12 protein-coding genes are annotated in these 12,808 nt (G+C 67.2%); 6 read left to right on the top strand and 6 right to left on the bottom strand.

The window, feature by feature from the left end:
* Nucleotides 1–16 precede the first annotated feature (16 nt).
* Nucleotides 17–1,546, top strand: a complete 1,530-nt coding sequence (locus ACZYZ7_RS29405; RefSeq protein ID WP_463742354.1) for an HNH endonuclease signature motif containing protein — start codon at nucleotides 17–19, stop codon at nucleotides 1,544–1,546.
* 10 nt (nucleotides 1,547–1,556) lie between these two features.
* Here the strand turns inward: ACZYZ7_RS29405 and ACZYZ7_RS29400 are convergent, their stop codons facing one another.
* Genes ACZYZ7_RS29400 through fadD3 form a run of 5 tightly spaced genes read right to left on the bottom strand, consistent with a single transcriptional unit; the run spans nucleotide 1,557 to nucleotide 7,275 of the window.
* Nucleotides 1,557–2,714, bottom strand: coding sequence for a pyridoxal phosphate-dependent aminotransferase (locus tag ACZYZ7_RS29400; RefSeq protein WP_463742353.1), 1,158 nt, complete (start codon nucleotides 2,712–2,714; stop codon nucleotides 1,557–1,559).
* 10 nt (nucleotides 2,715–2,724) lie between these two features.
* Entirely contained in the window at nucleotides 2,725–3,660 is a 936-nt protein-coding gene (gene ipdE2, locus ACZYZ7_RS29395; protein ID WP_135458810.1) for an acyl-CoA dehydrogenase IpdE2, read from the bottom strand.
* On the bottom strand, nucleotides 3,657–4,613 hold the full coding sequence (locus ACZYZ7_RS29390; RefSeq protein WP_463742352.1) for an acyl-CoA dehydrogenase family protein: 957 nt from the start codon (nucleotides 4,611–4,613) through the stop codon (nucleotides 3,657–3,659). Before ACZYZ7_RS29390 ends, ipdE2 begins: the two co-directional genes overlap by 4 nt.
* Entirely contained in the window at nucleotides 4,610–5,740 is a 1,131-nt protein-coding gene (locus ACZYZ7_RS29385; protein ID WP_463742351.1) for an acyl-CoA dehydrogenase family protein, read from the bottom strand. The genes ACZYZ7_RS29390 and ACZYZ7_RS29385 overlap by 4 nt, the downstream gene beginning before the upstream one ends.
* The gene (fadD3, locus tag ACZYZ7_RS29380; protein ID WP_463742350.1) at nucleotides 5,731–7,275 is read right to left on the bottom strand and encodes a 3-((3aS,4S,7aS)-7a-methyl-1,5-dioxo-octahydro-1H-inden-4-yl)propanoate--CoA ligase FadD3; all 1,545 of its coding nucleotides are present in this window, start codon (nucleotides 7,273–7,275) and stop codon (nucleotides 5,731–5,733) included. The genes ACZYZ7_RS29385 and fadD3 overlap by 10 nt, the downstream gene beginning before the upstream one ends.
* A gap of 47 nt (nucleotides 7,276–7,322) precedes the next feature.
* On the opposite strand from fadD3, the gene ipdE1 reads away from it, so the two are divergent.
* Nucleotides 7,323–8,471 (top strand): acyl-CoA dehydrogenase IpdE1, encoded by a 1,149-nt coding sequence (gene ipdE1 / locus ACZYZ7_RS29375; RefSeq protein ID WP_368572524.1) that lies wholly within the window; start codon nucleotides 7,323–7,325, stop codon nucleotides 8,469–8,471.
* Between the two features lie 2 nt (nucleotides 8,472–8,473).
* Nucleotides 8,474–9,265 carry a (5R,7aS)-5-hydroxy-7a-methyl-1-oxo-2,3,5,6,7,7a-hexahydro-1H-indene-carboxyl-CoA reductase gene (ipdF, locus tag ACZYZ7_RS29370; RefSeq protein WP_135458799.1) on the top strand — a complete coding sequence of 264 codons (792 nt, stop codon included), beginning with the start codon at nucleotides 8,474–8,476 and terminating at the stop codon, nucleotides 9,263–9,265.
* 38 nt (nucleotides 9,266–9,303) lie between these two features.
* Here ipdF and ACZYZ7_RS29365 read toward each other — a convergent pair whose 3' ends face one another.
* Nucleotides 9,304–10,161, bottom strand: coding sequence for a helix-turn-helix transcriptional regulator (locus tag ACZYZ7_RS29365; RefSeq protein ID WP_463742349.1), 858 nt, complete (start codon nucleotides 10,159–10,161; stop codon nucleotides 9,304–9,306).
* A gap of 91 nt (nucleotides 10,162–10,252) precedes the next feature.
* Here ACZYZ7_RS29365 and ACZYZ7_RS29360 point away from each other — a divergent pair, with 91 nt between their 5' ends.
* From ACZYZ7_RS29360 to fadA6, 3 genes are read left to right on the top strand one after another with little or no spacing between them, the layout of a single operon-like run.
* Entirely contained in the window at nucleotides 10,253–10,927 is a 675-nt protein-coding gene (locus tag ACZYZ7_RS29360) for a DNA alkylation repair protein (protein ID WP_135458777.1), read from the top strand.
* 38 nt (nucleotides 10,928–10,965) lie between these two features.
* Nucleotides 10,966–11,568 (top strand): TetR family transcriptional regulator KstR2, encoded by a 603-nt coding sequence (gene kstR2 / locus ACZYZ7_RS29355; RefSeq protein WP_135458775.1) that lies wholly within the window; start codon nucleotides 10,966–10,968, stop codon nucleotides 11,566–11,568.
* 17 nt (nucleotides 11,569–11,585) lie between these two features.
* On the top strand, nucleotides 11,586–12,734 hold the full coding sequence (fadA6, locus tag ACZYZ7_RS29350; RefSeq protein ID WP_135458773.1) for a steroid 3-ketoacyl-CoA thiolase FadA6: 1,149 nt from the start codon (nucleotides 11,586–11,588) through the stop codon (nucleotides 12,732–12,734).
* Nucleotides 12,735–12,808: the final 74 nt, after the last annotated feature.

The following is a 12,808-nucleotide window of genomic DNA, read 5'->3' as shown; positions in this document are numbered from 1 at the left end:
TGGCATACTCGAACGTATGTTCGAGACTGTGTCGGATGTGGAGCTGATCGACAGGATCAGTGCTGCGGCGCGGGCGGAGTCGGTGGCGATCGCGGGTCGGTTGGCGGCGATCGGGGCGTTGGACTCCCTGCGGGAACGGGAGCTGGCCGAGTCCATTTTGTGGCGGACTGATCCGTTCGAGGAGGTCGCCGCGGAGGTGTCGGCGGCGTTGCGGATCAGTCGGGGTCGGGCCGGGACTCAGGTTCATCATGCTCGGGTGTTGCGGGACAAGCTGCCCCAGGTGGCGGCACGGTTCGCGGTTGGGGATATCGACTATCGGGTGGTGTGCACGATCATTGCCCGCACCGGCATCGTGGATCCTGCAGTGTGGGCCGGGCTGGATGCCGAACTGGCGGCGCGGGCACACAGATGGATGCGGTTCTCGCAGCGGCAGTTGCGGGACCGGGTGGATCAGTGGATCGCCAAACTCGACCCGAATGGGGTGCGGGTGCCCCCGGATGTGGCTGAGGAACGGTTCGTGCAGATCGAGCCGGGCAGCCCCGGCAAGGCCACGGTGTGGGCCAATCTGGATGCCGCCGTCGGGACAGCGTTGGATCAACGTCTGGACGCCCTGGCCAACACGGTGTGTGAGAACGATCCACGGACCCGTGAGCAGCGCCGCGCGGATGCGGTGGGGCCGTTGGCCCGGTTGGATTCCCAACTGGCCTGCCGGTGTGGGTTGCCGGACTGCCCCGCGGCGCAGAAGCGGGCCGCGGCCGATGCGGCGGTGGTTCATGTGCTGGCCGATCGGGCCACCGTCGACGGCAGCTCGGATGATCCGGGATACCTACCCGGGCATGGCATCCTGCCCGCCGAGTCGGTGCGCGACCTGGCGGCCACGGCGAGGATCAAGCCGCTACACGTGCCCACCCAACCTGCAGAACCCAGCGAGTCGTCTGACGCGGCTGAGCCGACCGAAACCACCGAACCTAGCGAGCCCACCGAAGCCACCGAACCGACTCAACCCGCCGACTCCGATGCCGGTGAGCCTGGCTATCGCCCATCGGTGGCGCTCTCGGAGTTCATCCGCTGGCGCGATCTGACGTGTCGGTTCCCTGGCTGCGATGCCCCCGTCGAGCGCTGCGACATCGACCACACGATGCCCTATCCGCTGGGCCCGACGCATCCGTCGAACAACAAGCTCTACTGCCGGGCCCACCACCTGGTCAAGACGTTCTGCGCGGGCTGGTCGGACCGTCAATTGCCCGATGGCACTGTCGAATTCACCGGGCCCACCGGGCACACCTACACCACTGAACCGCACGGCGCCGGCATGTTCCCGACCCTGGCCCAACCCACTGGGGAGCTGAACCTTCCCGAACCCCCGGCCCACCACCCGAACCGGGGCGCGATGATGCCGACCCGCCGCCAAACCCGCGAACAAGACCGCCGAGACCGGATCAACGCCGAACGACGGCTACGCGCCGAACTCAACAACGACCTCGAAATCGAACGCCAATATCAGGCCTGGCTCGCCGAAGAATACGGACCACCCCCACCCTTCTGAGGGACGGGCGTCAGCCCAACCACGCACCGATCCGGCGCAGCGCCTCTTCGATATCGCTGGTCGGCCCGGCGAAGGACAGCCGGACATAGGAGCCGCCACGCACGGTGTCGAAGTCGATGCCGGGCGCGATGGCGACTCCGGTGTCGGTCAAGAGCTTCGAGCACCAGGCCAAGGAGTCGTCGGTGTACTGGCTGACATCGGCGTACACGTAGAAGGCGCCGTCGGTCGGGGCAAGCCGGTCGATGCCGATGCCGCGCAGCCCGTCCAGCAGCAGCGTGCGGTTGTCGCCGTAGTGAGAGAGCAGGCCGTCGGCCTCGGCCAGTGACTCCGGGGTGAACGCGGCGACCGCGGCATGCTGGGCCAGCGCGGGCGGGCAGATGGTGAAGTTGCCGGTGAGCCGGTCGACCGCGCGCTGCAGTCCGGTGGGCACCAGCAGCCAGCCCAGCCGCCACCCGGTCATCGCGAAGTACTTCGAGAAGCTGTTGACCACAACGGCATTGCGCGAGGTCTCCCACGCGCAGCTGGTCTCGGGCGCGCCGGGGTAGACCAGGCCGTGGTAGACCTCGTCGCTGATCAACCGCACACCGGAGTTGTCACACCACGTCGCGATGGCGGCCAACTCGGCGGGCGGAATCACGGTGCCGGTCGGGTTGGCCGGGCTGGCGACGATCACACCGGCCACCGGGGGATCGAGCGCCTCGAGCATCGCGACCGTCGGCTGGAACCGGGTCTCGGGGCCGCACGGGATCTCGACCACCTCACAGCCCAGCGCAGTGAGGATGTTCCGGTAACAGGGGTAGCCCGGGCTGGCGATCGCCACCCGATTGCCGGCGTCGAAACATGCCAGGAAGGTCAGCAGGAATCCGCCCGACGATCCGGTGGTGAGCACCACCTCGTCGACGCCGACCTCGACGCCGTACTTGCGGTACGACGCGGCGATCTCGGCGCGCAGCTCGGGGAGACCGAGCGCGACGGTGTAACCGAGCGAGCCCTGGTTCAGCGCGGCGACGGCGGCGTCGCGCACCGCCGTCGGTGCCCCGGCACTGGGCTGCCCGGCGGACAGGTTGACCAGGTCGCCGTGCGTGCGCTGGCGTTCGTCCGCGGCCAGCCACACATCCATGACGTGGAACGGCGGAATCCCGGCTCGCAGTGCGACGTGATCAGTCATGTCCTGGAGGCTAGAACACTTCGGCTTCGAGGCGGCGCAGCTGCTCGCGCGGCGGCCCCAGCAGCTGGGCGCTGCCGTGCGCCCGCTTGAAGTACAGCTGGATGTCGCTCTCCCAGGTGATGGCGATACCGCCGTGCAGCTGGACCGCCTCGGCGGCCACCGCCGACAGCGCCTCACTGGCGAAGTAGCGGGCCAGGGAAGCCGTGGTGGGCGACGGAGCGGCGATGGCGTCGTTGACGACGGCGCGCGCCGAGGACACCTTGACGTACAGGTCGGCCATCCGGTGCTTGAGGGCTTGGAAGCTGCCGATCGCACGTCCGAACTGCACCCGGTCCTTGGTGTAGGCGACCGTGAGGTCCAGGCAGCGTGACGCGGCACCGATCTGCTCGGCGGCCATCAGCAGGGCGGCGGTGTCGGCCAGGCCGGGATCGGCGCCGAGGACGACGGTGTCACCCGGGATCACCGCGGACAGCCGGCGGGTCAGATCCATGGTGGATTTCGGGGTGGCCGTGAACGTGGTCCAGCGGGTCAGGTTCTCCCCGTCGGCGGCGATGACGACATCGGCCACATCACCGTTGATGACGTAGTCGGCGTCGAACGCCACGGTGCCGATGGACGCGCCTTCGGCCAGCCCTTCGAGCGGCTCGTGATCGTCGACGGCCAGCAGGGCGAGTTCAGCAAGCGTGGTGCCGAGCAACGGGGTCGGCACCAGGGCCTTGCCGAGCTCTTCGAGAACCACTGCGGCATCGGCGAGTTCGCCTCCGGCGCCGCCCAGTTCCTCCGGGACCACCAGAGCGGCCGCGCCGACCTGCTCACACAGCAGGCTCCACAGTTTCTCGTCGTAGCCGCGTTCGGATTCCATCGCCGCACGCACGGCCTCGGGGGAGGCGTGTTTGTCCACCAACGCGGCGACGGTTTCGCGCAGCAGTTGCCGTTCTTCACTCACGAGAGGACCTCCAGCAGTCGACGACGGTGCAGAGTGGGATCGCCCCAGGCGCTGCGCAATGCCTGCACGCGCAGCAGTGAGAGGGACAGGTCGTGTTCCTGGGTGAACCCGATGGCCCCGTGGGTCTGCAGCGCAGAGCGGGCGGCCAGCAGCGCGGCGTCGGCGGCGGCCACCTTGGCGGCGCTGATGTCCCGTGCGGTGTGGGGTGACCCCTCGGCTAGCGACAGTGCCGCGCCGTAGACCAGCGGGCGGGCCAGTTCGACGGCGATGAGCACGTCGGCCAGCTTGTGCTTGATGGCCTGGTACGAGCCGATGATCCGGCCGAACTGGGTGCGCTGCTTGGCGTATTCGACGGACTGGTCGAGCATGGCCTGCCCGGCGCCGACCAGTTGGGCGGCGGTGGCGAGGACACCGAACTCGTAGGCCCGCGCGGTGTCGGCGGACTGGGTGTCGCCAGATGCCGTGACGTCGAACAGCTTTCGGGACGGGTCGACGGAATCGTGTGCAGCGCCGACGGTGGCGTCACCCACCTGACCGTCGGTGGCCAGCAGGGTCAGGCCTGCGACGTCGGCGTTGACGGCGCGCGGCACCTGCGGAGGCATGGCGACGGTGGCGATCAGCTCGCCGGAGGCCAGTGCTCCCGCCCGCTCGTCATCGGCGAGCAGAATCGGTGCGACGGCGATGGATTCGGTCACCGGACCGGGTACGGCCCAGTAGCCCAATCGCTCCAGGGCGACGACGAGGTCGACCGGGTGGGCTTCGATGCCGTCGTACTTCTCGGGCACCAGCAGTGCGGTCACCCCGAGGTCGGTCAGCTGTGCCCACACCTTGCGGCCGGGTGCGGTGTCCCCGTCACCCCAGGCGCGCACGGCGGCCGGGACATCAGCGGCGCCGAGCGCCGCGTCGATGCTGGCCGCGAAGTCTCGCTGCTGTTCGTCAATCTCGAAGTTCACTTCGGCTCCCGGGGCAGGCCAAGAAGGCGCTCGGCAATGATGTTGCGCTGGATCTCGTTGGTGCCGGCGTAGATCGGGCCGCCCAGCGCGAACAGCAGACCTTCGGTCCAGTGATCAACCAACTCGGCGTCGGGACCCTGCATGTCCAGTGCGGTCTGGTGTAGGGCGACGTCCAGGTCGGACCAGAACACCTTGGTCACCGAGGACTCGGCGCCCAGCTCACCGCCGTTGGCCAGCCGGGTGACGGTGCCGAAGGTGTGCAGCCGGTAGGCCTGGGCCTTGATCCAGGCGTCCGCGACGCGGTCGGTGAACACCGGATCGGGGTTCGACTTCCACTGCGCGACAAGCCGTTCGGCGGGGGCCATGAAGCGGGCCGGGCTGCGCAGCGACATGCCGCGCTCGTTGCTCGACGTGCTCATCGCCGCGCGCCAGCCCTCGTGCACGCCGCCGATCACATCGTTGTCCGGCACGAACACGTCGTCGAGGAAGATCTCGCCGAAACCGGTGTCTCCACCCAACTGGGCGATCGGGCGCACGGTGATCCCGGGCGCCTTGAGGTCGAACATGAAGTAGGTCAGACCCTTGTGGCGCTGGGCCTCCGGGTCGGAGCGGAACAGGCCGAAGCCGCGCTCGCCGAACGGTGCGCGTGAGCTCCAGATCTTCTGTCCGTTGAGCTTCCAGCCGCCGTCGACCTTGGTGGCCGTCGAGCGCAGGGAGGCCAGGTCGCTGCCCGACTCGGGCTCGGACCAGGCCTGGGCCCAGATCTCCTCGCCACTGGCCATCTTCGGCAGCACGCGCTGGAGTTGCTCTTCGGTGCCGTGCGCGAACAGTGTCGGCGCCAGCATTGCGGTGCCGTTGGCGCTGGCCCGGCCGGGCGCGCCGGCGTGGAAGTACTCCTCCTCGAACACCACCCACTGCAGCAGGGTGGCGTCGCGGCCGCCGTACTCCTTGGGCCAGGCGATCACCGACAGTCCGGCGTCGAAGAGCACCTTGTCCCAGCGGCGGTGCTGTTCGAACCCCTCAAGGGTGTCGTACGACTTCGTCGGGAAGGACTCCCGGTTGGCCGTCAGGAAGTCGCGGACCTCGGCCCGGAAGGCCTCGGTCTCGTCGTCGAATGTCAGGTCCATTGCACCCCTTCTCGGGTCCCTCTGCTGCGCAGCACCGGTTTGATCACCTTGCCGCCCGGATTTCGCGGCAGCACATCCAAAAACTCAACTGATCGCGGCGCTTTGAAGTTCGCCAGATGCTCACGTGCGTAAGCGATCACGGCGGCCTCGTCGAGCGTCGTGCCGGGCTTGAGCACAACGTAGGCCCTGCCGACTTCGCCGAGACGCTCGTCGGGCACGCCGATCACCGCGGACTCGGCCACCCCGTCCAACCGGGCCAGAACCTGCTCGATCTCGGCCGGGTACACGTTGAACCCGCCGCTGATGTACATGTCCTTGAGGCGGTCGGTGATGGTCAGGTTGCCGCGCGCATCGAGCGTGCCGATATCGCCGGTGTGCAGCCAGCCGTCGGCGTCGATGGTCGCCGCGGTGGCCTCCGGGTCGTCGAGGTAGCCGAGCATGACGTTGGGTCCGCGCAGCAGCACCTCGCCCGAATCATCCAGGCGCAGTTCGAAATCGGCGATGGGACGGCCGCAGGTGGTGGCCACGGTGACGGCGTCGTCTTGCGCGCGGCACATGGTGCCGAATCCGGCCGCCTCGGTCAGCCCGTAGGCGGTCAGCACGATGTCGATGTCGAGTTCGGACTGCATCCGCTCGATCAGGACCACCGGGACGACGGCGGCGCCGGTCACCGAGAAGCGCAGCGAGGACAGGTCGTAGTCGGCGCGCGTGGGCTGGTCCAGCAGGGTCTGGAAAATGGTCGGCGGGCCGGGCAGAACGGTAATACGCTGTTCGGCAATGGTTTTCAGCACCTGCTCGGGCTTGAATGTGAGCACCGGGTACAGCGTCGCGCCGGTCTGAAGGCAGGCCAGGATGCCGGCCTTGTAGCCGAAGTTGTGGAAGAACGGGTTGATGCACAGGTAGCGGTCGGAGCTGGTGACCTGCCCGCACTCGGCCCAGGCCGCCGATCCGTCGAGGGACTGCCGGTGCGCGCACCGCACACCCTTGCTGCGTCCTGTGGTGCCGGAGGTGAACAGGATGTCGGAGACGTCGTCGGGCTGCACCGCGGCGGCGCGTGCATCGACGGCGTCGAGGTCGGTGCCGCGGGCGACGAACTCGTCCCACGTTCCGTCCTGCTTCTCGATCGGCACCCGCACGATGTGGCGCAACGCAGGCAGCGCGTCGCGATCCAGTTCGGCGGCGCGGTCGGAGCCGAGGAACTCGCCCGAGGCGATCAACAGTGGAGCCTCGGTGCGGGCCAGGATGTCGGAGGCCTCGCTGGCGGTGTAGCGGGTGTTCAGCGGCACCATCTGCGCGCCGGCGTAGTGCGTGGCCAGGCAGGCCACCACCCAGTGCCAGGTGTTGGGCGACCAGATCGCCACCCGGTCGCCGGGTTCGACGCCGAGGTCGATCATGGCCGCGGCGGCCTGGCGTACGTGCGCGCGCAGTTCCGAATAGGTGAGGCGCTGATCGTCACTGACCAGGGCTTCATGGTCGGAAAACTGCACGGCAACCCGGTCCAGCACCGCTGGAACGGTGCGGCGATCGCTCGTCATCGATGCTCCCTTAACAAAGCAAGTGCTTGGTAGGTTAGCCTACAGGGGTGATAGAGGTCCAGGAGTTCCGGGCCGAGGTCCGGCAGTGGCTCGCAGACAATCTTGTAGGCGAATTCGCAGCGCTCAAGGGCCTGGGTGGACCGGGGCGTGAACACGAAGCCTTCGAAGAACGTCGGGCGTGGAATCAGCATCTGGCCGCGGCGGGATTGACCTGCCTCGGCTGGCCGGTGGAGCACGGCGGCCGTGGGCTGTCGGTCGCGCATCGCGTCGCCTTCTACGAGGAGTACGCCCGCGCGAACGCTCCCGACAAGGTCAACCACCTGGGCGAGGAACTGCTCGGGCCGACGCTCATCGAGTACGGCACCCCCGAACAGCAGCAGCGGTTCCTGCCCAAGATCCTCGACGTCACCGAGCTGTGGAGCCAGGGCTACTCCGAGCCCAACGCCGGCAGTGACCTGGCCAACGTCGCGACGACGGCCGAGCTGGTCGGCGATGAGTGGGTCATCAACGGTCAGAAGGTGTGGACGTCTCTGGCCCACTGGGCGCAGTGGTGCTTCGTGGTGGCGCGCACGGAGAAGGGCTCCAAGCGGCACGCCGGACTGTCCTATCTGCTGGTGCCGCTGGATCAGCCGGGCGTCGAGATCCGCCCGATCATCCAGCTGACCGGAGACTCCGAGTTCAACGAGGTATTCTTCGACGACGCCCGCACCGACGCATCGCTCGTGGTCGGTCAACCCGGCGACGGCTGGCGCGTGGCGATGGGCACGCTGACCTTCGAGCGCGGCGTGTCCACGCTCGGCCAGCAGATCCGCTACGCCCGTGAGCACTCCAACCTCGTCGAGCTGGCCAAGCGCACCGGCGCGGCCGACGATCCGCTGATCCGTCAGCGGCTGACCGAGTCGTGGACCGGCCTGCAGGCCATGCGTTCCTACGCGCTGGCGACCATGGATGTCGAACAGCCCGGCCAGGACAACGTGTCGAAGCTGTTGTGGGCCAACTGGCATCGCGAGCTCGGCGAGATCGCCATGGACGTGCAGGGGATGGCCGGACTGACGCTGCCTGATGGCGAGTTCGACGAGTGGCAGCGGCTCTATCTGTTCTCGCGTTCGGACACCATCTACGGCGGGTCCAACGAAATTCAGCGCAACATCATCGCCGAGCGGGTGCTCGGTCTACCCCGAGAGGCCAAGGGCTGAGCATGAGTGATCTGTCCGTAGCTCCCAAAGAGGTTGAGGGCCACGGCCTGCTGAAGGGCAAGGTCGTCCTGGTGACCGCCGCCGCCGGTACCGGCATCGGCTCGTCCACCGCGCGCCGAGCGCTGCTGGAGGGCGCCGACGTCGTGGTGTCCGACTACCACGAGCGGCGACTGAACGAGACCCGCGACCAGCTGGCCGAGCTCGGCCTTGGTCGGGTCGAGGCCGTGGTCTGCGACGTCACCTCCACCGAGGCGGTTGACGCCCTCATCGCCCGGTCGGTCGAAAAGATGGGCCGCCTGGACGTTTTGGTGAACAACGCCGGCCTCGGCGGCGAAACCCCGCTGATCGACATGACCGACGACGAGTGGGACCGGGTCCTGAACGTCACGCTGAACTCGGTCATGCGAGCCACCCGCGCCGCCCTGCGCTACTTCCGGGACGTCGAGCACGGCGGCGTGATCGTCAACAACGCCAGTGTTCTCGGCTGGCGCGCGCAGCACTCGCAGTCGCACTACGCCGCCGCCAAGGCCGGCGTCATGGCGCTGACCCGTTGCAGCGCAATCGAAGCCGTCGAATTCGGAGTGCGGATCAACGCGGTCTCGCCGAGCATCGCGCGGCACAAGTTCCTGGAGCGCTCGGCCGATGCGGCCCTGCTGGACCGGCTGTCCTCGGACGAGGCGTTCGGCCGCGCCGCCGAGCCGTGGGAGATCGCGACCACTATCGCCTACCTGGCCAGCGACTACTCGAGCTACCTGACCGGCGAGGTCATCTCGGTTTCCAGCCAGCGGGCCTGACCTGGTTCCTACCTGGTGGTGATCCTGCCGCCGCAAACTCAACGACCGAGGCGGTACCGGCGTGGCGTGACGCCGACCCTGCGGCCGAACGCGGCGGCAAAGTGACTCGGGTTCGAGAACCCCACCGCTGTGCCGATTTCTGTGATCGACAGCGAGGTCGTCAGCAGGAGAGTCTTGGCCTGCTCGATCCGGCGATCCAGCAGGAACTGGTACGGGGTGGTGTGGAACGCCCGCCGGAAAGCGTTGACGAACACTCCGGCCGGCATCCCGGCCACTTGCGCCAGTGAATCCAGGTTGATGTCGGCATCCAGGCTGTCGTTGAGGTACTCGACGATCGCAGTTTGGGTGGCGGTGTCCAGCGTGTGTCGTTCGTGCCGATGCCGAGGCGGCGTCACCATGTGGGCGTCGATGGTCAGCAGCCGCAGTGTTTCTGCCACTGACTCCTTGAGCAACTGCGCAACGGTGTCCTCACGACCGGCGACGCTGCAGATCTCTTCGACCAGGTAGTGGACCAGAGGGTTCCGGTACTTGACCCGAGGGATCAGCGCCGGATCGCCGATCGCGTGACCGGGAATGGCGATCTCGCAGTATCCCGCCGTGTCGCCTTGCATCAGTACGGATGACGCGACGCCCGCGGGCTTCCACCAGATGTCGCCCGGGCTGGGAGGGGTTCGACCGGACGGCCCCCAGTCGAGCAGCGACTCCATCGAGTGAATCGCACCGTGTCGATACACGTACAACCAATGGTGGTCGCTCTCGGCGCTGCACCAATCAGTGGGTGCGGAAATGCGCTCGGTGACGAACGTGAAGGCGAGTCCGCGAGCAGCAACCTTCTTCTGCTCAACGAACGTGCGCTGGGTCTGGGGCCGATCCCCATTCCACGGCTTCATAGCCACGGGCGGGAGTGTAGCCACGTGGACCGGCGGGCAATGGGAAAATGAATGCATCAGTCGTCCGGCCGGTGCAGCTGAGGAACGGGAGGCGGATGTGGCCGAGATCGAGCTCGCCGACGTCGTGGCCGAGTTGGCCGGGCTCGAAGACCCGAAGATGCGCGAGGTCAACGAGAGACATGGCGATGACCATGGCGTGAACCTCGGCAAGCTGCGCGCACTCGCGAAGCGACTGAAGACGCAGCCGGAACTCGCACAACAGCTCTGGGCGACGGGCGACACCGCGGCGAGACTCCTGGCGCTGCTCATCTGTCGACCGAAGGCGTTCGGGCGTGACGAGCTGGACAGCATGATGCGCGAAGCCCGCGCGCCCAAGGTTCAAGACTGGCTCGTGAATTACGTGGTGAAGAAGAACCCGAACGCCGAAGACCTGCGCGTGGCCTGGTCCGTCGACCCGGATCCCGTGGTCTCCGGCGCCGGCTGGTCCTTGACCGCCGATCGGGTGGCGAAGAAACCCGACGGTCTCGATCTCGAGGCGTTACTCGATGTCATCGAGGCGGAGATGAAAGAGGCCCCGGATCGCCTGCAGTGGGCGATGAACAACTGCCTGGCTCAGATCGGGATCGAGCACGCCGGGCATCGCGCGCGTGCGATCGATATCGGGGAGCGTCTGGCGGTGCTCAAGGACTACCCGACGTCACCGGGATGCACATCTCCGTACGCACCCACCTGGATCGCCGAGATGGTGCGTCGGAAGTCGGAATCCGCCTGAATGTGACCTAGCAAGCGCTTGGTTGCTATGCTGTGACGATGGCGCCGGATACGCCCAGCCAACCGGCAAGCAGACGCGACGAGCTTCTGGACCTTGCCGCGACGATGTTTGCCGAACGCGGCCTGAAGGCGACGACAGTCCGCGATATCGCTGACTCCGCAGGAATCCTGTCGGGCAGCCTGTATCACCACTTCAAGTCCAAAGAGCAGATGGTCGAGGAAGTGCTCAAGGACTTCCTCGACTGGCTGTTCTCGCGGTACCAGGAGATCCTCGACCAGGAGGCCAGCCCGCTGGGCCGGCTCACCGGCCTGTTCATGGCGTCCTTCGAAGCCATCGAGCACCGGCATGCGCAGGTGGTGATCTACCAGGACGAGGCCAAGCGGCTCTCGTCGATCCCGCAGTTCGACTTCGTTGACGAGCGCAACCGCGAACAGCGCAAGATGTGGATCGACATCCTGCAGCAGGGCATCTCCGACGGCTCGTTCCGTCAGGACATTGACGTCGACCTGGTGTACCGGTTCATCCGCGACACCACCTGGGTTTCGGTCCGCTGGTACCAGCCGGGCGGACCGCTTTCGGCCGAAGAGGTCGGCCGGCAATACCTCGCCATCGTCCTCGGCGGAATCACCGCCGCCCGTTAGGTCAAAGGAGACAAACAATGCCTGAGGCATACATCGTCGACGCGGTGCGTACGCCGGTCGGAAAGAAGAACGGCTCGCTGGCCGAGGTTCATCCGATCGATCTCGGCGTGCACGCGTTCCGTGCCATCTTCGACCGCGTCGACGTCGACCCGGGTGCCGTTGACGACGTCATCGTCGGCTGCGTCGACGCCATCGGCGGGCAGGCCGGCAACATCGGCCGGTTGACCTGGCTGGCCGCCGGCTACCCCGAGGCCGTCCCCGGCGTCACCGTCGACCGGCAGTGCGGTTCCAGCCAGCAGGCCATCTCGTTCGGCGCCCAGGCCATCATGTCCGGCACGGCCGACCTGATCCTCGCCGGCGGCATGCAGAACATGAGCTGGATCCCGATCTCCTCGGCCATGGTGGTCGGCAAGGAGTTCGGATTCACCTCGCCCACAAACGAATCCAAGAGCTGGCTGCACCGCTACGGCGATCAGGAGATCTCGCAGTTCCGCGGTTCGGAAATGATCGCCGAGAAGTGGGACATCTCCCGCGAGGAGATGGAGGAGTTCGCCTACAACAGCCACCAGCGGGCGTTCGCCGCGATTCGGGCCGGGCATTTCGACAACGAGATCGTCCCGGTCGGCGACTTCGGCATCGACGAGGGACCGCGTGAATCGACGCTCGAGAAGCTGGCCTCGCTCAAGCCCCTGGTCGAAGGCGGCCGACTGACTGCCGCGCTGGCGAGCCAGATCTCCGACGGTGCGGCGGCGGTGCTGCTGGCCTCTGAAGAAGCGGTCAACAAGTACAACCTCAAGCCCCGCGCCCGTATCCACCACATCAGCGCGCGTGGCGACGATCCGGTGATGATGCTGACCGGCCCGATCCCGGCCACCCAGTACGCGCTGGAGAAGACCGGCCTGTCCATCGACGACATCGATACCGTCGAGATCAACGAGGCCTTCGCGCCGGTCGTGCTGGCCTGGCTCAAGGAGACCAAGGCCGATCCGGCCAAGGTCAACCCGAGTGGTGGCGCCATCGCCCTGGGCCACCCGCTCGGCGCCACCGGTGCCAAGCTGTTCACCACCATGCTCAACACCCTCGAGCGCACCGGCGGCCGCTACGGCCTGCAGACCATGTGCGAGGGCGGCGGCACAGCCAACGTCACGATCATCGAGCGCCTCTGATCTGACGGAGTCTCTGCGCGAGCAGACGCAAAGTGCCCTGAAACACCAGTTTCGGGGCACTTTTGCGTCTGTTC

The sequence above is a fragment of the Mycobacterium sp. IDUB_17 genome, assembly GCF_055419465.1.
This window is presented reverse-complemented; position numbering and strand designations above follow the sequence as displayed.

Excerpts from the sequence above, each read along its gene's own strand:
- ipdF (WP_135458799.1), top strand. The coding sequence starts at position 8,474 with ATGAGTGATCTGTCCGTAGCTCCCAAAGAGGTTGAGGGCCACGGCCTG.
- ACZYZ7_RS29405 (WP_463742354.1), top strand. The coding sequence starts at position 17 with ATGTTCGAGACTGTGTCGGATGTGGAGCTGATCGACAGGATCAGTGCT.
- kstR2 (WP_135458775.1), top strand. The coding sequence starts at position 10,966 with ATGGCGCCGGATACGCCCAGCCAACCGGCAAGCAGACGCGACGAGCTT.
- ACZYZ7_RS29385 (WP_463742351.1), bottom strand. The coding sequence starts at position 5,740 with ATGGACCTGACATTCGACGACGAGACCGAGGCCTTCCGGGCCGAGGTC.
- fadD3 (WP_463742350.1), bottom strand. The coding sequence starts at position 7,275 with ATGACGAGCGATCGCCGCACCGTTCCAGCGGTGCTGGACCGGGTTGCC.
- fadA6 (WP_135458773.1), top strand. The coding sequence starts at position 11,586 with ATGCCTGAGGCATACATCGTCGACGCGGTGCGTACGCCGGTCGGAAAG.
- ACZYZ7_RS29400 (WP_463742353.1), bottom strand. The coding sequence starts at position 2,714 with ATGACTGATCACGTCGCACTGCGAGCCGGGATTCCGCCGTTCCACGTC.